This is a genomic window from Actinacidiphila guanduensis (assembly GCF_900103985.1).
GTDB classification, from domain to species: Bacteria; Actinomycetota; Actinomycetes; order Streptomycetales; family Streptomycetaceae; genus Actinacidiphila; species Actinacidiphila guanduensis.
This window is the reverse complement of sequence record NZ_FNIE01000011.1, coordinates 51,208-71,380: the sequence shown is the minus strand read 5'-3', so window position 1 is coordinate 71,380 and position 20,173 is coordinate 51,208. Positions and strand designations below refer to the sequence as shown.

General features: G+C 74.7%; 16 protein-coding genes. 11 read left to right on the top strand and 5 right to left on the bottom strand.

What is annotated here, in order from left to right; translation table 11 throughout:
* Positions 1-40: 40 nt before the first annotated feature.
* The 5 genes from argJ to argH all read left to right on the top strand — a co-directional run bounded on the left by argJ (position 41) and on the right by argH (position 5,570).
* The gene (gene argJ / locus BLR33_RS23635; protein WP_093786591.1) at positions 41-1,195 is read left to right on the top strand and encodes a bifunctional glutamate N-acetyltransferase/amino-acid acetyltransferase ArgJ; all 1,155 of its coding nucleotides are present in this window, start codon (positions 41-43) and stop codon (positions 1,193-1,195) included.
* Positions 1,192-2,166, top strand: coding sequence for an acetylglutamate kinase (gene argB, locus BLR33_RS23630; protein WP_245771620.1), 975 nt, complete (start codon positions 1,192-1,194; stop codon positions 2,164-2,166). The genes argJ and argB overlap by 4 nt, the downstream gene beginning before the upstream one ends.
* Entirely contained in the window at positions 2,163-3,380 is a 1,218-nt protein-coding gene (locus tag BLR33_RS23625; protein WP_265737047.1) for an acetylornithine transaminase, read from the top strand. Before argB ends, BLR33_RS23625 begins: the two co-directional genes overlap by 4 nt.
* A gap of 16 nt (positions 3,381-3,396) precedes the next feature.
* Positions 3,397-3,927 carry an arginine repressor gene (locus tag BLR33_RS23620; protein WP_093786590.1) on the top strand — a complete coding sequence of 177 codons (531 nt, stop codon included), beginning with the start codon at positions 3,397-3,399 and terminating at the stop codon, positions 3,925-3,927.
* 167 nt (positions 3,928-4,094) lie between these two features.
* Positions 4,095-5,570 carry an argininosuccinate lyase gene (gene argH / locus BLR33_RS23615; protein WP_093786589.1) on the top strand — a complete coding sequence of 492 codons (1,476 nt, stop codon included), beginning with the start codon at positions 4,095-4,097 and terminating at the stop codon, positions 5,568-5,570.
* A gap of 52 nt (positions 5,571-5,622) precedes the next feature.
* Here the strand turns inward: argH and BLR33_RS23610 are convergent, their stop codons facing one another.
* Positions 5,623-6,390 (bottom strand): glutamate ABC transporter substrate-binding protein, encoded by a 768-nt coding sequence (locus tag BLR33_RS23610; RefSeq protein WP_245771619.1) that lies wholly within the window; start codon positions 6,388-6,390, stop codon positions 5,623-5,625.
* 368 nt (positions 6,391-6,758) lie between these two features.
* Positions 6,759-7,427, bottom strand: a complete 669-nt coding sequence (locus tag BLR33_RS23605; RefSeq protein ID WP_093786588.1) for a lysophospholipid acyltransferase family protein — start codon at positions 7,425-7,427, stop codon at positions 6,759-6,761.
* Positions 7,428-7,842: 415 nt separating this feature from the next.
* Here BLR33_RS23605 and BLR33_RS23600 point away from each other — a divergent pair, with 415 nt between their 5' ends.
* Positions 7,843-8,361, top strand: coding sequence for a GNAT family N-acetyltransferase (locus tag BLR33_RS23600; RefSeq protein WP_093786587.1), 519 nt, complete (start codon positions 7,843-7,845; stop codon positions 8,359-8,361).
* A gap of 65 nt (positions 8,362-8,426) precedes the next feature.
* Here the strand turns inward: BLR33_RS23600 and BLR33_RS23595 are convergent, their stop codons facing one another.
* From BLR33_RS23595 to BLR33_RS23585, 3 genes are all read right to left on the bottom strand, one after another.
* Positions 8,427-8,921: a hypothetical protein gene (locus BLR33_RS23595; RefSeq protein WP_407639716.1), complete on the bottom strand. Its 495-nt coding sequence runs from the start codon at positions 8,919-8,921 to the stop codon at positions 8,427-8,429.
* A 94-nt stretch (positions 8,922-9,015) separates the two neighbouring features.
* Positions 9,016-9,384, bottom strand: coding sequence for a hypothetical protein (locus BLR33_RS23590; RefSeq protein WP_093786586.1), 369 nt, complete (start codon positions 9,382-9,384; stop codon positions 9,016-9,018).
* Between the two features lie 145 nt (positions 9,385-9,529).
* On the bottom strand, positions 9,530-10,360 hold the full coding sequence (locus tag BLR33_RS23585) for a class I SAM-dependent methyltransferase (RefSeq protein WP_093786585.1): 831 nt from the start codon (positions 10,358-10,360) through the stop codon (positions 9,530-9,532).
* Between the two features lie 324 nt (positions 10,361-10,684).
* On the opposite strand from BLR33_RS23585, the gene BLR33_RS23580 reads away from it, so the two are divergent.
* The 5 genes from BLR33_RS23580 (at position 10,685) to BLR33_RS23560 (ending at position 20,146) form a co-directional block, all read left to right on the top strand.
* A complete protein-coding gene (locus BLR33_RS23580; RefSeq protein WP_093786584.1) occupies positions 10,685-11,353 on the top strand; it encodes a GNAT family N-acetyltransferase in 669 nt (222 codons plus the stop codon).
* A 120-nt stretch (positions 11,354-11,473) separates the two neighbouring features.
* Positions 11,474-12,700: a precorrin-6y C5,15-methyltransferase (decarboxylating) subunit CbiE gene (gene cbiE, locus BLR33_RS23575; protein WP_093786583.1), complete on the top strand. Its 1,227-nt coding sequence runs from the start codon at positions 11,474-11,476 to the stop codon at positions 12,698-12,700.
* Between the two features lie 348 nt (positions 12,701-13,048).
* A complete protein-coding gene (cobT, locus tag BLR33_RS23570; RefSeq protein ID WP_093786582.1) occupies positions 13,049-17,392 on the top strand; it encodes a nicotinate-nucleotide--dimethylbenzimidazole phosphoribosyltransferase in 4,344 nt (1,447 codons plus the stop codon).
* A 599-nt stretch (positions 17,393-17,991) separates the two neighbouring features.
* Positions 17,992-19,338 carry a uroporphyrinogen-III C-methyltransferase gene (gene cobA / locus BLR33_RS23565; RefSeq protein WP_093786581.1) on the top strand — a complete coding sequence of 449 codons (1,347 nt, stop codon included), beginning with the start codon at positions 17,992-17,994 and terminating at the stop codon, positions 19,336-19,338.
* Positions 19,331-20,146, top strand: a complete 816-nt coding sequence (locus BLR33_RS23560) for a TrmH family RNA methyltransferase (RefSeq protein WP_093786580.1) — start codon at positions 19,331-19,333, stop codon at positions 20,144-20,146. The genes cobA and BLR33_RS23560 overlap by 8 nt, the downstream gene beginning before the upstream one ends.
* Positions 20,147-20,173: the final 27 nt, after the last annotated feature.

Sequence of the window (20,173 nt, the reverse complement as noted above, 5' to 3'; positions counted from 1 at the left end):
ACACGCGGGACGCCCACCGGGCAGACGACAGGGAGACGCAGTGAGTGTCACGGCACCCAAGGGATTCACCGCGGCCGGAGTGGCCGCGGGGATCAAGGCGAACGGCAACCCGGACCTGGCCCTCGTGGTCAACACCGGGCCCCGCCGCGCCGCCGCCGGCGTCTTCACCTCCAACCGCGTGAAGGCCGCGCCCGTGCTCTGGTCGGAGCAGGTGCTCAAGGGCGGCGCGGTCACCGCGGTCGTCCTCAACTCCGGCGGCGCCAACGCCTGCACCGGCCCCAAGGGCTTCCAGGACACGCACGCCACCGCCGAGAAGGCCGCCGAGGTGCTCGGCCACAGCGCCGGTGAGGTCGCCGTGGCCTCCACCGGCCTGATCGGTGTGCTGCTGCCGATGGACAAGCTGCTGCCCGGCGTGGAGGCCGCGGCCGCCGAACTGTCCGAGCACGGCGGCGAGAAGGCCGCCATCGCCATCAAGACCACCGACACCGTCCACAAGACCGCCGTGGTCACCAGCCCGGCCGGCTGGACGGTGGGCGGCATGGCCAAGGGCGCCGGCATGCTCGCGCCGGGCCTGGCCACGATGCTCGTGGTGCTCACCACCGACGCCGACGCGGACGCGGGCACCCTGGACAAGGCGCTGCGCGACGCCACCCGGCAGACCTTCGACCGGATCGACTCCGACGGCTGCATGTCCACCAATGACACCGTGCTGCTGCTCGCCTCCGGCGCCAGCGGCACCGTGCCCGAGTACGGCGAGTTCGCCGACGCGGTCCGCGCGGTCTGCGACGACCTGGCCCGGCAGCTGATCGGCGACGCCGAGGGCGCCAGCAAGGACATCAGGATCGAGGTCGTGCACGCCGCCAGCGAGGACGACGCCCTGGAGGTCGGCCGCTCCATCGCCCGCAACAACCTCCTCAAGTGCGCCCTGCACGGTGAGGACCCCAACTGGGGCCGGGTGCTGTCCGCGATCGGCACCACCTCGGCGGTCTTCGAGCCCGACGCGATCGACGTCGCCATCAACGGCGTGTGGGTGTGCCGGGGCGGCTCGGTCGGCGAGGACCGCGACCTGGTCGACATGCGCTACCGGGAGATCACCATCACCGCCGACCTCGCCGCGGGGGAGGCGTCGGCCGTGATCTGGACCAACGACCTGACGGCCGACTACGTCCACGAGAACAGCGCGTACAGCTCGTGACCGCCGCCGACCTGCGGCCCGGGACGCCCGGAGTGCCGTCGCGCAAGGAGACCGCCCTGCTCAAGGCGGGCGTGCTGATCGAGGCCCTGCCGTGGCTGACCCGCCACAACGGCAAGGTCGTCGTGGTGAAGTTCGGCGGCAACGCCATGGTGGACGAGGAGCTGAAGGCCGCCTTCGCCCAGGACGTGGTGTTCCTGCGGCACGCCGGGCTCAAGCCGGTGGTCGTGCACGGCGGCGGGCCGCAGATCAACGCGGCCCTCGACCGGCACGGCCTGGTCAGCGAGTTCAAGGCCGGCCTGCGGGTGACCACGCCCGAGGCGATGGACGTGGTCCGGATGGTGCTCGCCGGGCAGGTGCAGCGCGAACTGGTGGGCCTGCTCAACCAGCACGGCCCGCTCGCGGTCGGCCTGACCGGCGAGGACGCCCACACCATCAGCGCCGTCAAGCACTACCCGCGGATCGACGGCGAACCGGTCGACATCGGCCGGGTCGGCGAGATCACCGCCATCGACACCGGCGCCATCGAGGCGCTGCTGGCGGACGGCCGCATCCCGGTGGTCTCCTCGATCGCCCGCGCCCACGACGACGGCCACATCTACAACGTCAACGCCGACACCGCGGCCGCCGCGCTGGCCGCCGCGCTCGGCGCCGAGACGCTGATGGTCCTCACCGACGTCGAGGGCCTGTACGAGGACTGGCCCAACAGCGACGAGGTGATCAGCCGGCTCACCGCGAGCGAGCTGGAGAAGCTGCTGCCGGAGCTGTCCAGCGGCATGGTGCCCAAGATGCAGGGCTGCCTGCACGCGGTGCGCAACGGCGTGACCACCGCCCGGGTGATCGACGGGCGGGTACGGCACTCGATCCTGCTGGAGATCTTCACCGACGAGGGGGTGGGCACCATGGTGGTGCCCGACCCCGAGCCCCCGGCAGGCCCCACGGAGAACGGCGAGACGGAAGGGACGGCCCAGTGAGCAGGAACGCGACCGGGAACGCGGAGTACGCCCAGCGCTGGCAGGGCGCGCTGATGGACACCTACGGGCTGCCCCGGCTGCCCCTGGTCCGCGGCGAGGGCGCCCGCTTCTGGGACGCCGACGGCAACACCTACCTCGACTTCCTCGGCGGGGTCGCCACCAACTCGCTCGGCACCGCGCACCCCGCGATCGTCGAGGCCGTCACCCGCCAGGTCGGCTCGCTCGGCCACGTCTCCAACCACTTCATCGCCGAGCCCACGGTGCGGCTCGCCGAGAAGCTGCTCAGCATCGCCGGGCGGCCGGGCCGGGTGTTCTTCGGCAACTCGGGCGCCGAGGCGAACGAGGCCGCGTTCAAGATCACCCGACTGACCGGTCGCCGCCATGTCGTCGCCACCGAGGGCGCCTTCCACGGCCGGACGATGGGCGCGCTCGCCCTGACCGGGCAGCCGGCCAAGCGGACCGCATTCGAACCGCTGCCCGGCGGCGTGGAGTTCGTGCCCTTCGGCGACGCGGACGCGCTGCGGGCGGTGGTCACCGAGCAGACCGCGGCGGTGGTGCTGGAGCCGATCCAGGGCGAGAACGGCGTGGTGGTGCCGCCGGCCGGCTACCTGGCGGCGGCCCGCGAGATCACCGCGGCCACCGGCACCCTGCTGGTGCTGGACGAGATCCAGACCGGCATCGGCCGCACCGGGCACTGGCTGGAGAGCCTGGCGCAGGGCGTCGAAGCGGACGTCGTCACGCTCGCCAAGGGGCTGGGCGGCGGGCTGCCGATCGGCGCCGTGCTCGCCTTCGGGCCGGCCGCGGAGCTGATGACCCCGGGCAGCCACGGCAGCACCTTCGGCGGCAACCCCGTCTCGTGCGCGGCCGCGCTCGCGGTCCTGGAGACCATCGAGAGCGAGGGTCTGCTGGACCACGTGGCGCAGCAGGGCGAGAAGCTGCGCAAGGGGATCGAGGAGCTGCGACACCCCCTGGTCGACCACGTCCGCGGCGCGGGCCTGCTGATCGGTATCGTGCTCACCGAGCCGCTGTCGGGACAGGTCCAGAAAGCGGCTCAGGACGCCGGGTTCCTGGTGAACGCGGCCGTGCCGGACACGGTGCGGCTCGCGCCGCCGCTGGTCGTCGCCGACGCCGACACCGACGCCCTGCTGCACGCGCTGCCCGGCGTCCTCGACCAGGTCCACCGGGCCGCACACCCCGACCGACCCGCACACTGACGGAGACCCGCACCCGATGACCGATCCGCACGCGCAGGGCGCGGGACAGGCCGTCCCGCACACCCGCACCGCACGCCACCGAAGGATCGTCGACATCCTCGGCCGGCAGCCCGTGCGGTCGCAGAGCCAGCTGGCCAAGCTGCTCGCCGACGACGGGCTGAGCGTCACCCAGGCGACGCTCAGCCGGGACCTGGACGAGCTGGGCGCGGTGAAGATCCGCACCAACGACGGCGAGCTGATCTACGCGGTGCCCTCCGAGGGCGGCTTCCGGGTGCCGCAGGCGCCGCTGGGGGAGTCGGTCAAGGAGGAGCGGATGCGGCGGCTCGCCGGCGAGCTGCTGATCTCCGCCGAGGCGTCGGCGAACCTGGTGGTGGTGCGCACCCCGCCGGGCGCCGCGCAGTTCCTCGCCTCGGCGATCGACCAGGCCGAGGTCTACGACATCCTGGGCACGCTCGCCGGCGACGACACGGTGGTGCTGATCAGCCGGGACCCGGCGGGCGGCCAGAAGGTCGCCGACCACCTGCTGCGGCTGGCGCAGGGCGAGTAGCGGCGGTTCCGGGCCGGATGACACGGCTGGCGAGGCGGTCGGGTGACATGTGGTGACGCGCGGGGTGACGCGGCCGGGCCGACTGCTTTGACGGGGCATACCGATGTCTGCATACTTATGCCAATCACGGAATACATCACCACCGCCGCCATGAGGGGCACCGCACTGTGACCAGCAACGAGCACGGCAAGCAGACCGACAGCGCCGGCCAGGACGTCAAGCTCTGGGGCGGCCGGTTCGCCGACGGCCCCTCCGCGGCCCTGGAGAAGCTCTCGGCCTCCGTCCACTTCGACTTCCGCCTCGCGCCCTACGACATCGCCGGCTCCCGCGCCCACGCCCGGGTGCTGCACGCCGCCGGGCTGCTGACCGCCGACGAACTGTCCCGCATGATCGCCGGACTCGACGCCCTGGAGGCCGACGTCGCCTCGGGCGCCTTCCGCGGCACCCTCGCCGACGAGGACGTCCACACCGCCCTGGAGCGCGGCCTGCTGGAGCGGCTCGGCCCCGACCTCGGCGGCAAGCTGCGGGCCGGCCGCTCCCGCAACGACCAGGTCGCCACCCTCTTCCGGATGTACCTGCGCGACCACGCCCGCATCATCGGCGGCCTCATCGCCGACCTGCAGGACGCGCTGGTCGGCCTCGCCGAGGCGCACCCCGACACCGCGATGCCCGGCCGCACCCACCTCCAGCACGCCCAGCCGGTGCTCTTCGCCCACCACGTCCTCGCCCACGCCCAGGCCCTGTCCCGGGACGCCGAGCGGCTGCGCCAGTGGGACGAGCGCACGGCCGTCTCGCCCTACGGCTCCGGCGCCCTGGCAGGCTCCTCGCTCGGCCTGGACCCCGAGGCCGTCGCCCGCGACCTCGGCTTCGAGCGCGGCAGCGCGGGCAACTCCATCGACGGCACCGCCGCCCGCGACTTCGTCGCCGAGTTCGCCTTCGTCACCGCGATGATCGGCGTCAACGTCTCGCGGATCGCCGAGGAGATCATCATCTGGAACACGAAGGAGTTCTCCTTCGTCACCCTCCACGACGCCTTCTCCACCGGCTCCTCGATCATGCCGCAGAAGAAGAACCCCGACATCGCCGAACTGGCCCGCGGCAAGTCCGGGCGGCTGATCGGCAACCTCACCGGCCTGATGGCCACCCTCAAGGCACTGCCGCTCGCCTACAACCGCGACCTGCAGGAGGACAAGGAGCCCGTCTTCGACTCCTGCGACCAACTGGAGCTGCTGCTCCCGGCGTTCACCGGCATGCTTGCCACCCTCACCGTGCACCGCGAGCGGCTGGAGGAACTGGCGCCGGCCGGCTTCTCGCTCGCCACCGACATCGCCGAGTGGCTGGTCCGCAAGGGCGTGCCGTTCCGGGTCGCGCACGAGGTCGCCGGGGAGTGCGTCAAGGTGTGCGAGGCCGAGGGCATCGAGCTGCACCAGCTCACCGACGAGCAGTTCGCGAAGATCTCCGCGGACCTCACCCCGCAGGTGCGCGAAGTCCTCGACGTGCACGGCGCGCTGGCCGCCCGCAACGGCCGCGGCGGCACCGCCCCTTCGGCCGTCGCCGTCCAACTCGCCGAGGTGAAGGCCGATCTGGCCGTCCAGCACGCCTGGGCCACCGCGAAGTCGGGCACCTCCCCCCGCACCGCGTAGGGGGCGTCGAAGCGCCGCGGCCCGGGTCCGCCTGCCGGCGACCCGGGCGGGCTCACTCCGGCTTGTAGGAGGGGCTCGGCGGCGGGACGAAGGACGCGCTGTCGGCGCCGAGCCAGTGCTGCGCCAGCCTGGTGAGCGAGCCGTCCTGCCGCATCTGCTCCAGCACGCCGTTGACGAACCGCACGAAGTCCGTCTGGTCCTTGCGCATGGCGATGCCGTGCGGCTCCCGGGTGAAACGCGGGCCCACCAGGTGGGTGTTCGGGTCCTGCGCGGCAAGGCCGATCAGGATCGTGTCGTCGGTGGAGACCGCGTCCACCCGCCCGAGCTGCATCAGCATCAGGCAGTCCGTCCAGTCCTTGACCGCCACCGGGACGACCGGGTGCCTGCGCAGCGACCTGAGCGTGTCGATCGAGGTGGTGCCCGAGGCCGCGCACACCCGCTTGCCGCCCAGGTCGTCGATCGACTTCGCCGGCGAGGACCTGGGCACCAGGACCCGCTGGCCGGCGTCCATGTAGTCGGTGGAGAAGGCCACCTTCTTCCAGCGGTCGCAGTTGATGGTCATCGAGTCGATGACGATGTCGACCGAGGGCTTCCTGGGGTTCAGGACGGTCAGGCGCGCGTTGGAGGAGATCGTCTTGAACTGGATGCGGTCCGGACTGCCGAACAGGGCGGTGGAGATGCGCCTGAGCAGTTCGATCTCCAAGCCGTCCAGCCGGCCGGTGAGCGGGTCGCGGTAGCCGAAGAGGTAGGAGTTCTGGTCCACACCGGCGATCAGCCGGCCGCGCTTGACGATGGCCGCCATGGTGGAACCCGCCAACATGTGCCCGGGCTGCGGTAACGCGCCGCGCGGGCGGTAGCTCTCCAGCGGGTGGCAGGATCGGTCGTCCGCCTGGGACGGCGCCCCGTCCCGCACGGCCGACTGCGTCCGTGCTTCCGTCGGCCTGGTCCGGTCCGGACCGGGCCCTCCTGCGGCGCACCCGCCCAGCACCGCGGCGGCGACCATCACCGCGATGACCGGCCACGCCCTCCTGCGCCCCACGCCCACCTCGGACCCCCCTCAGCGTCGCTCCCGTCACCGGGAACTGACGCCCCGGCCGGTGCCGTCAGTTCCGCCCGCCCGCGAGCGTAGCGGTCAACGAGGGGACACGGCAGGGGCGTTGGCGAGCCGGGCCGTCGCGGACCGGGGCCTCAGGCGGCCTTGGCCTTGGTGGCGTAGATGTCGACGTACTCCTGGCCGCCCAGGTGCATCACGTGGGACATCACCTCGTCGGTGACGGCGCGCAGCACGTAGCGGTCGCGGTCCATGCCCTCGTAGCGGGCGAACTCCAGCGGCTGGCCGAACCGGACGGTGACCGGGGCGATCCGGGGCATGCCGCGCCCGCCCGGCTGGACCTTGTCGGTGCCGATCATCGCGAACGGGACGACCGGGGCGCCGGTCATCAGGGCGAGCCGGGCGATGCCGGTGCGGCCGCGGTAGAGCCGGCCGTCGGGGGAGCGGGTGCCCTCGGGGTAGATGCCGAAGATCCGGCCCTCCTCCAGGATCCGGCGGCCCGTCATCAGCGCGGCCACGCCGCCGTGCCCGCCGTCCCGGTCCACCGGGATCATGCCGCAGGTGGTGAAGAACCAGGCCATGACGCGGCCCTTGACGCCCTTGCCGGTGACGTACTCGTCCTTGCCGATGAAGTAGACCTGGCGGCGCACCACCAGGGACAGGAAGAGCGAGTCGATGAACGTCACGTGGTTGCCCGCCAGGATGACCGGGCCCTCGTCCGGGATGTGCTCCACGCCCTCGACCACCGGGCGGTACAGCACGCGCATCAGCACCAGAAGGATCACCTTCAGCACGCTGCGGGACATCCGGGACAGCAACCGGGACAACGGACCCTCCGGGCTCGTACGCGAACCAAGCATCGACCTGCTCGTCAGCCTACCGGCCCGTAGGGCGCGCCCCAACGGCCGCCGGCCCCGCCGCCCGGTGTGACTTTGCCAACTCGCCTGCCCGCCGCAAGGGTTCGGCCGATCCTGAATTCGAGGGTTGGATACCCGGTGGGACGGGGTAATGCACGGTAAACAGTGGACGGCGCCGGGTGGCGGTGGTGTGCCCGGCGGCACTGTGACGGGCGACGCATCCGCGGGACCCGGTGGGAGTGACTGTGCGATCATCGGCGCCAGCGGAGGCGGCGTACATCCGCATGAACTCCGCTCACCCACACGTACCGGGCGCCACCCTCACCCTCCAGCGCCCGGACGCACATGGAAGGGGCCTGCGCGAATGGGCATGAGCGTGACCATCTCCACGGCGGACGACGGCGACGCCGAGCGGATCCTGAAGCTCCAATACCTGTGCTACCAGGGCGAAGCCGAACTGTACGGCGACTACACCATCGAGCCGCTGACCCAGACCCTGGACGAGCTGCGCGCCGAACTCGCGGGCGGCATCGTCCTGGTGGCGCGGCTCGGCGAGGAGGTGGTCGGTTCCGTCCGCGGCGCCGTCGACGACGACGGCACCGCCCGGATCGGCAAGCTGATAGTCCACCCGCGGCTGCAGCGGCACGGCCTGGGCGGGCGGCTGCTCGCCGCCCTCGAGGGCCGGCTCGCCGCCGAGGCCGAGGCCAAGCGGTACCGGCTGTTCACCGGCCACCGCAGCCAGGTCAACCTGCGGATGTACCGCAAGCTCGGCTACGAGCAGGTGGGCGCCGCCGAGCCGGTCACCCGCCGGCTCAGCCTGGTGCACATGGAGAAGCCGGCCACCCGTGGGGCGGACGAGACGAGCTACGCCGCCACGGCCTAGCGGCCCGACGCACCGCGACGCACCGCGGCGTACATCGGCGTACCCGCGAACCCCGGTACCGCGGTTCACTCCCCGCCGGCCTGCTGCGGCAGCGCCTCCCGCCCGGACCGGGCGGAGCGGCGCAGCCACAGCAGGCCGGACACGGGCAGCAGCACCGGCAGGAAGACATAGCCGATGCCGAAGTCCGACCACACCGTCTGGTCCGGGAAGGCCGAGCTGTCCACGATGGTGAGGATGCCCACCGTCACCACGCCGACCAGCTCCGCCGAGCAGGACACCAGCGCCACCTTGCGGGCCGCCTCGCCGCCCCGCCACAGTGCGAAGGTGATCACCGCGTAGACCACGCCGGCCACCCCCGACAGCACGTAGGCCAGCGGCGCCTCGTGGAACTTCGTGCTCAGCTGCACGATCGACCGGGACAGCGCGGCCACCGTGAACACCCCGTACAGCGACAGCAGCAGCCGCCCGGGCCCGGTGCCGATCCGGCCGGCCTCCGCCTGCGGCGCCGTACCGTCCGCGGGGGCCGGCGGGGCGTCCGGTGCCTTCTGCGCTGCGCTCACGTGGGGGTCCGTGCCTTTCGTCGTCTCGCCTGGGGCGTGCGGTTCCGCCGGGTGCGGGGGTCGCGGCTGCGGATGCGGGGACCGCGCGGACTCCTCAGCCATGGCCGGCCCCCCAGACCTCGTGCAGCCGCAGCTCCAGTACCGCCAGGATGACGCCGCCGGCCGCCACGATCGCCGAGCCCCACCGGGTCCGCTCCACCAGCGACATCGCCGCCGCGGCCGGGATCGTGCACAGCGCCCCGACCAGATAGGCCAGGAAGACCGCCATCCCGCCGTCGGGGCGGTCGCCGCGGATCAGCTGCGCCACCGCCACCACGAACTGCACGAGCACCGCCAGTGTCACCACGGCCATGCCGACGAAGTGCTTGTCCTTGGTCGGCGAGTCCCGGTACGCGGCCCAGCCGCACCACGCCGCCAGCAGCAGCGCGAGCACGGTGACGGAGATGACGGCCCAGTCCAGCATGCGACGACTGTATTACGCGCGCGCACCCCCGCTTCCCCCGCCCCCGCGCGCTCCGGGCGGCGCCCCGGCGACGCTCTTGCGGGCGCTCCCCGCCGGCTCCCCGGCTGCTCGCCGTGGGCTTGGTACGGACCGGCGGCGGGCCGGCTCAGCCGCCGTAGCGCACCCAGTACACGTCCGTGGTGTACGGCATCTCGATCGCGCCGCTGCCCCGGGTCGCGTCATGCGCCCCGAGCACCGCGGCCACCTCCCCGCGGACCCGCGCCTGGGCCTGCGGGTCCAGCACGGCGATGTGGCTGGAGGACATCATGCGCTCCACCACGTCGGCCACCGTCGTCGAGTGCGGGTTGGGCCAGTGCCGCTCGCTGATCGCACCCCACCCCGGGCGGCCCGCGAAGACCTTCCGCCACCGGTCGGCGGCGCCCTGCGGGCCGTGCGACTCGTCCGCCGGGCTCCCCCCGCCGGGGCGGGCCGGCAGCGGCGGGCTCGGCAGGTCCCGCGGCGCCAGCCGGAAATAGATGTCCTGGTAGTCGCGCACCCACGGCACCGACGTGTCATAGGTGTTCCACACCAGCACCAGCGCACCGCCCGGCCGCAGCAGCCGCTCCACCTCGGCGAGCGCCGCGTCCGGGTCGAACCAGTGCCACGCCTGCGCCGCCACCACCGCGTCCGCGCACCGGTCCGGCAGCCCGCTGTCCTCCGCCGTCCCCGCCGACACCGCCACCTGCGGCAGCAGTTCGGCCAACCGCTCGCGCATCGCCGTCACCGGCTCCACCGCCAGCACCTCGGCACCGGTCAGCGCCAGCAGGCGGGTGAACTTGCCCGTCCCCGCCCCCAGGTCCACCACGGTGCGGCCCGCCTGGAGCGGCAGCGCGTCCGCGAGGTCGGCCAGCGCGGCCAGCGGATAGGACGGCCGGGAGCGCTCGTAGGCCCCCGCGGCCCGTTGGTAACCGAGTCCTGCTGCGTGGTGCACACTCACGCGGGCAGACGGTAGCAGGATCGGATCAGGAGCAGATGACGTCCGCGGATACCGCAGCCGAACGGCAGGACGCCCGATTCCGCCTACCCTGGAAGGGAGTTCGCCACTGAGACCGTACCGCGACCTGTATCGCGAACCGTACCGACCCCGTACCGCGACCCGTAGTGAGACCCGCCCCGCACCCGCCCCGAGCCGGCCCCGGCAGGGCCCTGGCGCACACCGCCCGCCACCGCTCTGCCACCCCCTGCCACGGGGCCCCGCGGCCCGATGCTGCATGCTGGTCCATCCACCCGCGCCCACCCATGCCCTGGTTACGGAGCACGAATGACCGCCACCTTCCCGGACATCTCCCTCAGTACGGAGCGGCTGGTGCTGCGCCCGTACGAGGCGGAGGACATCCCCGAGCTCGTGGAGATGATGAACGACGAGCTGGTCACCGCGTGGACGGGCGTGCCGTACCCCTACACCGCCGCCGACGCGGCCGACTTCGTCCACCGCTACGCCCCGGCCGAACGCGCCCACGGCCGCGGACTGGTGCTCGCCGTCACCGAGATGCTCACCCAGCGGCTGGTCGGCACCGTCACCCTCCAGCACACCGACTGGCGCATCCGCGGCACCGAGGCCGGCTACCTGACCGCCGCCTGGGCCCGCGGCGAGGGCTACGCCTGCGAGTCGACCCTCGCCCTGTGCCGCTGGCTCTTCCGCGAACAGGGCTTCGAGCGGGTGGAGTTGCGCACCGCCGCCGACAACACCGCCTCCCAGCAGGTGGCCCAGAAGATCGGTTGCGTCAGCGAGGGCGTGCTGCGCGGCGCGGGTATCGTCCGTACCCGCCCCGAAGGCGCCGACCCCGCGGCGCCGTGGACCGAGACCCGCACCGACCTGCTGGTGTGGAGCCTGCTCCCGGAGGACCTGGAGGAGGGCGGCGGCACCGCGGGCGCCGGCAGCGAGCGCAGCTACGCCGACGACTACACCGCCTTCGCCGACTGGCGCTGACCGGCACCCGACGGGCACCCGACAGGCACCGGCCCGGCTTCCCACCGGGGCCCGCCGCCCCGCCCGGACCGGGTTAGGGTTCTTCCCCGGGACGCTCACACGCCTTGGAGGCAGACGACGATGGCCGACCGGGTCACCGTGATCGGATGGGACGGCTCACCCCCGTCCGGAGCAGCACGGGCCGCACTCGGCGCCGCCACCCTCGTGGCCGGGACGAGACACCACCTGGCGCTGCCCGAAGTGCCCGCCACCGCCGAGCGGATCGTCCTCGGCAGCATCGACATCGCCGCCCGGCGGATCGCCGCCCACCGCGGCACCGCCGTCGTCCTCGCCGACGGCGACCCCGGCTTCTTCGGCGTGGTGCGCGCCCTGCGCGCCCCCGAACTCGGCCTGGAGGTCGAGGTCGTCCCCGCCGTCTCCGTCGTCGCCCGCGCCTTCGCCCGGGCCGGCATGCCCTGGGACGACGCCCGCGTGGTGCTCGCCACCAGCCGCACCCTGCGCCGCGCGGTCAACGTCTGCCGCGCCTACCCGAAGGTCGCCGTGCTGACCGCGCCCGGCGCCGGGCCGGCCGAACTCGCCCTGCTGCTCACCGGAGTGCACCGCACCTTCGTCATCTGCGAGGCGCTGGGCACCGAGCAGGAGCAGGTCACCGTGCTCACCTCGGACAAGGTCGCCGACCACATATGGCGCGACCCCAACGTCGTCCTCGTGGTCGGCGGCATCACCTCCGGCTCGCCCGGCGTGGCCGGGCCCGGTGCCCCCGCCACCCAGTCGCGCGGCGGCTGGATCGCCGGACGCGACCCCGGCTTCCCCGGCCCGGTCCGCGGCTGGGCGCTGCCCGCCGCGGAGTACGGCGGCCACCTGCCCGCCCAGGTGCGGGCGCTGCAACTGGCCCGGCTCGGCCCGCGCAGCGGCGACCTGGTGTGGGACATCGGCGCCGCCGACGGCTCGCTCGCGGTGGAGGCGGCCCGCTTCGGCGCGGCCGTCATCGCCGTGGACAGCGACGCCGACGCCTGCGACTGGGTGCGCGCGACCGCCCGCCGGGTCGGCGTCCAGATCCAGGTGGTGCACGGCACCGCGCCCGCCGTCCTGGAGGACCTGCCGGAACCCGACGTGGTCCGGATCGGCCCGGCCGACCCTGAGGTCGCCGCCGCGGCCGCCGCCCGCCGCCCCGAGCGCATCCTCGCCGCGGCCGCCATCCGCGACGAGGCCGAGGCCCTCACCCGGGCGCTGGAGGAGGGTGGTTACGACGTCGACCGCTCGTTGGTGCAGTCGGTCGAACTGGACGCCGAATGGGCCGAGCGGGAGCGGTCGGTGAACTTCGTGCTCTGCGCCACCCGTCGCTGACCGGCTCTGAATACCCACTGTTCCAAGGCGACCGAAAGCGTCACTCACGCCACCCCCGCACCACCCCGGGCACTCCCACGCGCGGGCCGTTTCCGCTGGTGGACAGGGGCAGGGGGAGGGCACTGTGAGATACGTCCCGACGTGCGGACCGAGGGCGGGCAGGGGCCGCGACCGGGGGTAGGCTGACCGATCGTTGTGCCGTCGTCACCGGTTGACGGAGCGTCGGGATGTGCGGGCTCCACGAGGCCGACGTGCCGCATCCCCGGCCCGCTCGTTGGTCACCGCGGGGGGTGGTTCCGACACGGCACGGCGGCTGGAAGGAGCGACACCGATGGGCGAGGGGCACGCATGACGGACACCGGTCAGATCCCCGGCGAGGGGCTACCGGAGAACGCGGGCGCGGAAGCGGGCGGCGAGGCCCTCCTCCCGCCGCACACCGCCTTCCCCGGCAACGGCGCGGCGCCGCAGCCGGATTGGAGCACCGGGCCGGACGCCGGATACGCCTACCTCGACCAGCCCGAACCGCCCGGCGCCGACCTGGACGACGACGAGGACGACGTCCTGCTGATGCCCGGCGCCCAGGGCTCCTGGAGCGACCCGCAGCCCGTGCCCCCGCAGGCGCCGCCGGCTCCCGCCACGGCTCACGCCCCCCTGCCCGGCCAGGTCGCACCCGTGCCGCCCGGCGCCCTGCACGCAGAACCGCGGCCGATCTCCGTGGAGGTGCCGGTCGAGGTGCCGCTGGAGACGACGATGCCGCCCGTACTGGGGCACGGCGCCGCCGTGTTCGTCGCCCAGCACCCGCAGGCGCAGCCCGAGCCGCCGGTCCAGGGCGCGCACCCCGGGCAGCAGGGCGTCCCCCCGGGCTTCCAGCAGCCCGCTGCCCCCGCGGCTTCCCAGGGCGCTCCCGTGCAGGACACCGGGTACGGGACGCCGGATGCCGGCCAGCAGCCGCTCGCGCAGGGCGGTTTCACCGCGGCCGGCGCTCCGGGGCACGCTGCTGCCCAGGGGCCGGCCGCCGGTGCGCCCGGTGGCGAGCCCTTCGCGGGAGCCGCGCCCGCGGCTTCCGAAGCGGGGCAGGCGCCCGTCCCGGGCGCCGGGCCGGGGGAGGCCCAGCCCGCCCAGGCCGCCGCGCCTGCTGCCCCCGCCACTCCCGCCGCCCCTGTCGAGCAGCCCACGCCGCCGCCCGTGCCCCGGCGTCCCCTGCACATGGGTCCGCCCGTGCACGACACCCCGAGCGGCGGTGTCTCCGTGCGCTCCCTCGCCGACCGCGGCCCCGCCATGAACCCCTCCGGCCCGCCCACTTCGGGGCCCGAGTACCTGGACGTGCCGCGCGACGACACCGGCGCCATCCCCGCCCAGCAGACGGGCGAGCCCGGTGCCGCCGCGGTCGCCACCCCCGGCAGCGCCTGGCCGGCGGCGGGCGGCGGTGCCTCGCAGCAGTCGCTGATCCCGCGCGCCGACAGCGTCCCGCGGCCCGCCGAGCCGGCGGCTCCCGTGCCGCAGGGCCCGCAGACCCCTGCCGCCGGAGCACCCGGGCAGAACTTCCCCGCCGCACCGGTCGATCCGGCCGCCCCGCACCAGGTCCCGCCGCAGGCCGCGCCGGCTCCCGCCGCGCAGACCGCGCCCGAGGCGCCCGCGCAGGCCGCACCGGAACCGGCTGCCGAGGTCGCGCCCGAGGCGCCCGCGGAGCCGCAGGCTCCTGCCGCCGCAGACGCGGCCGCCGTGCCGGCCGAGCCGCAGGCTCCCGCTGCCGGGGATGCCGCCGCCGTGCCGGCCGAGCCGCAGGCTGCGGGTGCTGCTGCCGCTGCCGCGCCTTCCGCTACGGCACCGGCTCCTGCTTCTGCCGCGCCCGAGGCGCCTGTTGTGAGCGGGCAGCCGGCCGCTGCCACTCCGCCCGTCGCCGAACCTGTCGCCGAGGGTGCACCCGTGGCGACCGTTCCCGCGCAGGGCGGTCCGGCCGGGTCGGTCGGTGCCGGCTTCGCCGTGGGCGCGGCTGGCGCGGTCGCGCCGCAGCCCGCGCCCGCCGCTCCTGCGGGCCGAGGCGAGGCGGCGGACGAGGGTGCTGCCGCGCGGGTGCCGGAGCAGGCGGGGGAGGGGGCCGTGCCGGCTGCGGCTCAAAGTGGGGCGGTGGCCGATGCGGTGGAGGGTCAGCCGCAGGCGGCACCTGAGGCTGCTGCTGCGCCGAGCGCTTCCGCCGACGCGGTGACCACGGACGCTGCCGCGGTGCCCGTTGCTGCGGCGGCTCCGGCTTCCGCGGATCCTGCCGCACCTGCGGCGGAGGGGCCGGCGCAGCCGCCGGTGGCGGCCGAGGCTTCCGCGGAGGGCGCGGTCGCGGCGCAGGCGGGGCCCGAAACCCCGGCTGCGGGCGATGCCCCCGCTGCTACGCAAGAGGCTCCGGCCCAACCGGCTGCGGCGGGTGGTGCGCACGCGGCACCCGCGTCCGGGGCGCCGGCAGCCGAGACGCCCGCGCCTCCGGCCAAGGCCCGTCGCGGACGGCGGAGGGCGGCTCCGGCTGTCGAGGAGCAGCCCGCGCCCGAGCAGGAGGTGAGCCCTGCCGCTGAGGCTGCTGAACAGGCGCCCGCGACTGCCCCTGCCCCTGTGACACCCGAGGCGCAGGCTCCGGCTCCCGTGGAGCCCGCGGCTCGACCCGAGCCCGTGACCGCGGCCGAGCCCCAACCGGCAGCCGAGCCGCAGGCGGAGCCCGCGCCCGCGGCCGTACCGCAGCCGGCAGCCGCGGCCGTGGAACCGCAGACCGTGGAGCAGCCGGAGGCCGAGGCCGTACCCGAGCCTGATGCCGTAGCGGAGCCCGTCGCCGTACCCGAGTCCGTCGCCGCAGCGGAGCCTGTCGCGGTTGCGGAGCCGCAGCCGGCGGCCGAGCCCGCGGCCGTACCGGAGGCCGTTGCCGCTGCCGCCGCCGTCCCGGCAACTCCCGGTCAGGAGGCCGGGGACGGGCAGCAGGCGGCCGCCGAGCCGTACGAGTCGTCCGTGCGCGACGCCGTGCACCGGGTGATCCGCGAACGGCGGGACGTGCGCAACGGGTTCCGGCCCGACCCGATCCCGCACGACGTACTGCTGCGGGTGCTGGAGGCCGCGCACACCGCGCCCAGCGTCGGCCACTCGCAGCCGTGGGACTTCGTCGTGATCCGCTCGGAGAAGACCCGCGAGAAGATGCACGAGCTGGCGATGCAGCAGCGCGACGCCTACGCCAAGTCGCTGCCCAAGGCGCGGGCCCGGCAGTTCCGCGAGCTGAAGATCGAGGCGATCCTCGACACGCCCGTCAACATCGTCGTCACCGCCGACCCCACCCGCGGCGGCCGGCACACCCTCGGCCGCCACACCCAGCCGCAGATGGCCCCGTACTCCTCCGCGCTCGCGGTCGAGAACCTGTGGCTGGCCGCCCGCGCCGAAGGGCTCGGTGTCGGCTGGGTGAGCTTCTTCGACGAGCGTCAGATGGTCGCCGAACTCGGCCTGCCCGAGCACTTGGAGGTCGTGGCGTACCTGTGCGTCGGGTACGTGGACGAGTTCCCCGAGGAGCCCGAGCTGATGCAGGCGGGCTGGTCGCAGCGGCGGCCGCTGTCCTGGGTGGTCCACGAGGAGGAGTACGGCAACCGGGCGCTGCCCGGCGAGGAGCCGCACGACCTGCTGGAGGAGACCCTGCGTGGCATCCGCCCGCTGGACGCCAAGGCGCTCGGCGAGGCATGGGAACGGCAGAAGCGGATGACGAAGCCCGCGGGCGCCCTCGGCATGCTGGAGATCATCTCCGCCCAGCTCAGCGGGCTTTCCCGGCAGTGCCCGCCGCCGATCCCGGAGCCCGCGGCCGTCGCCGTGTTCGCCGGGGACCACGGGGTGCACGCCCAGGGGGTGACCGCCTGGCCGCAGGAGGTCACCGCCCAGATGGTGGCGAACATCCTGGGCGGCGGGGCGGTGTGCAACGCGTTCGCCAACCAGGTGGGCGCCGAGGTGTGCGTGGTCGACGTCGGTGTGGCGTCCGAACTGCCCGCGACCCCGGGGCTGCTGCCGCGCAAGGTGCGGCCCGGCACCGCGGACTTCACCGCGGGCCCGGCGATGACCCGCGAGGAGGCGCTGCGCGCGATCGAGGTCGGCATCGAGACCGCGCGGGACCTGATCGCGGCGGGCAACAAGGCGCTGCTCACCGGTGAGATGGGCATCGCCAACACCACCGCGTCCGCGGCGATCGTCGCCGTCTACACGGGCGCGGACCCCGCGGAGGTCACCGGCCGCGGCACGGGCATCAACGACGAGATGCACGCGCGCAAGGTCGAGGTCGTCCGGCGCGCGCTCGACCTGCACCGGCCGGACCCGAGCGACCCGATCGCCGTCCTCACCGCGATCGGCGGCCTCGAACACGCGGCGATGGTCGGGCTGCTGCTCGGCGCGGCGGCCCTGCGCACGCCGGTCGTCCTCGACGGTGTGAGCGCGGGCGCGGCGGCGCTGATCGCCCGGGCGATCGCCCCCGAGGTGCTGGCCGCGTGCATCGCGGGCCACCGCAGCGCGGAGCCGGGCCATGTCGCGGCCCTCACCACGCTGGGCCTGCGCCCCCTGGTCGACCTCGACCTGCGCCTGGGCGAGGGCACGGGTGCGTTGCTCGCGCTCCCTCTGGTGCAGAGCGCTGCGCGGGCGATGCACGAGGTGGCGACGTTCGACGCGGCGGGAGTGACCGAGAAGGGTTGATCTTGTACGGGGCCCGCCCCGCGTGCCCCGTGCCGCAGTCTCCGGCCGACCGCTGGTTGCTCCCGCAGGTCCTCCCCGGAGCTTCGCCTGGGGGTACCCCCAGCGCCCCCTTGTCGGTTGCCCTGCGCAGTCGGCTCGCTCCGTCCAGGCTGCCGCCCGGGGCCGCCTCCGGACCGTCCGCCGGGCGATGGCCGGTCGCGCAGTTCCCCGCGCCCCTACAGGGCCCACCCATCGCACGAAGGGCGAGGTTCTCGGGGGCGCGGGGAACGGCGCGAGCAGCCCTCCACCGGCCTGCGGCCGGGAACGGGAGATCCGCTACGGCGGGATGCCGTTCTTGGGGGCGCGGGGAACGGCGCGAGCAACCCCCCACCGGCCTGCGGCCGGGGTCGGGCGGGTTGGGGCAGGCGCGTGGCCGAGGGGCGCTGGGGGTACCCCCAGGCGAAGCTCTGGGGGCGGAACTGCGCGCTCAGCCCAGAGCGGGCCCGCGGCCGGGCGCGGCGGCGTACCCCAACGGCGAGTGGCCCCCGCGAAAAGCCAGAGCGCAGCGACCGGCCGATACCCTGACCTTGGAATTCGAGTGCTAGGTGGAGGAGCCCTTCATGCGGGACGTGGGCGCTTATCCGGTCGGGCTGCGACTCGGCGGGCGGCGGGTCGTGGTCGTGGGCGGGGGGCAGGTCGCCCAGCGCCGGCTGCCCGCGCTGGTGTCGGCAGGCGCCGACGTCGTCGTGGTGTCGCCCTCGGTGACCGCGTCCGTGGAGGCGATGGTCGCCGCAGGCGAAGTCCGCTGGGAGCGGCGGCGCTACCGCGAGGGCGACCTGGAGGGCGCCTGGTACGTCCTGGTGGCGAGCACCGACCCGGTCGCGAACGCCGCCGTGAGCGCCGAGGCCGAGCGGCGCCGCGTGTGGTGCGTGCGCAGCGACGACGCCGAGGCCGCGACCGCGTGGACCCCGGCGACCGGCCGTACCGACGGTGTGACCGTCGCCGTGCTCACCGGCCACGACCCGCGCCGTTCGGCCGCCGTGCGGGACGCGGTCGTGGCGGGCCTGCGCGACGGCAGCCTCGCCGCGCCCGCGCACCGGGCCCGTAGCGGGGGCGTCGCGCTGGTCGGGGGCGGCCCGGGCGACCCGGACCTGATCACCGTACGCGGCCGCAGGCTCCTCGCCGAGGCCGACGTCGTCGTCGCCGACCGGCTCGGCCCGCGCGACCTGCTGGACGAACTGCCGCCGCACGTCGAGGTGATCGACGCGGCGAAGATCCCGTACGGCCGGGCGATGGCGCAGGAGGCGATCAACGCGGCGCTGGTCGAGCACGCGAAGGCGGGCAAGGCCGTGGTGCGCCTCAAGGGCGGTGACCCGTACGTCTTCGGGCGCGGCATGGAGGAGGCCGAGGCGCTGGCCCGCGAGGGCATCCCGGTGACGGTCGTCCCCGGCATCTCCAGTTCGATCAGCGTCCCGGCGGCCGCGGGCATCCCCGTCACCCACCGGGGAGTCGCCCACGAGTTCACGGTCGTCAGCGGCCATATCGCGCCGGACGACGCGCGCTCCCTGGTGGACTGGGGCGCCCTCGCGCGGCTGCGCGGCACCCTCGTGGTCCTCATGGGCGTGGAGCGGATCGCCGCCATCGCGGCGGCACTTGTGGCCGAGGGCCGCCCGGCGGACACCCCGGTCGCGGTGGTCCAGGAGGGTACGACGGCGGCTCAGCGACGGGTGGACGCGACACTCGCGACGGTCGGGCGGAAGGTGGCCGACGAGGGGGTGCGGCCGCCCGCGGTGATCGTGATCGGCGAGGTGGTCTCGGTCGGCGGGGCGGTGGCGGAACTCGCCCAGGCGACGGGCGCGTTGGCGGGCGGGCTCCCCGACGGCGGCTCCGGGGGCGCCGGTTCGCCCGCCGGCGAGGACGCCGCCGAGAACGCCGCCGAAGGGGACGGGACGGCTCCGCGTGGCTGAGCCGATCGCCGTCGGGGACCCCGGTGACGCCCGGCTCGCCGAGTACACCTCGCTGACGGACGTCGAGTTGAGGCGCCGCCGCGAACCCGCCGAGGGGCTGTTCATCGCCGAGGGCGAGAAGGTGATCCGCCGCGCGCTGGCCGCCGGCTATCCGATGCGGTCGATGATGCTGACGCCGAAATGGCTCGGCCCGATGCGCGACGTCATCGAGGAGACGCGGGCGCCGGTCTACGAGGTGGAGCCCGCGCTGGCCGAGGCGGTCACCGGCTACCACGTGCACCGCGGCGCCCTCGCCTCGATGACGCGTACCCCGCTGCCCGCGGTGGACGCCCTCCTGGACCGGCTCGGCCCCGGCCCGCGCCGGATCGCGGTCTTCGAGGACACCGTCGACCACGCCAACCTCGGCGCGGGCTTCCGCAGCGCGGCAGCCCTCGGTGTGGACGCGGTGCTGCTCAGCCCGCGCTGCGCCGACCCCTTCTACCGCCGCTCGGTCAAGGTCTCGATGGGCGCGGTCTTCTCCGTTCCGTGGACCCGCCTGGACCCCTGGCCCACCGGCCTGGACCGCCTGCGCGCCCGCGGCTTCACCCTCGCGGCCCTCTGCCTCGCCGAAGACGCGGTCCCCTTGGCCGAGTTGACCGCCCGCCGCCCGCCGCGCCTGGCCCTGATGCTCGGCACGGAGGGCGACGGCCTCACCCCGCAGGCCCTGCGCGCGGCCGACATCCGCGTCACGATCCCCATGGCAGCGGGCGTCGACTCCCTCAACGTGGCAGCCGCCTCAGCCGTGGCCTTCTACGCCACCCGCCCCTGACCACCGGGCAGTTGCCCAACGCCGCGC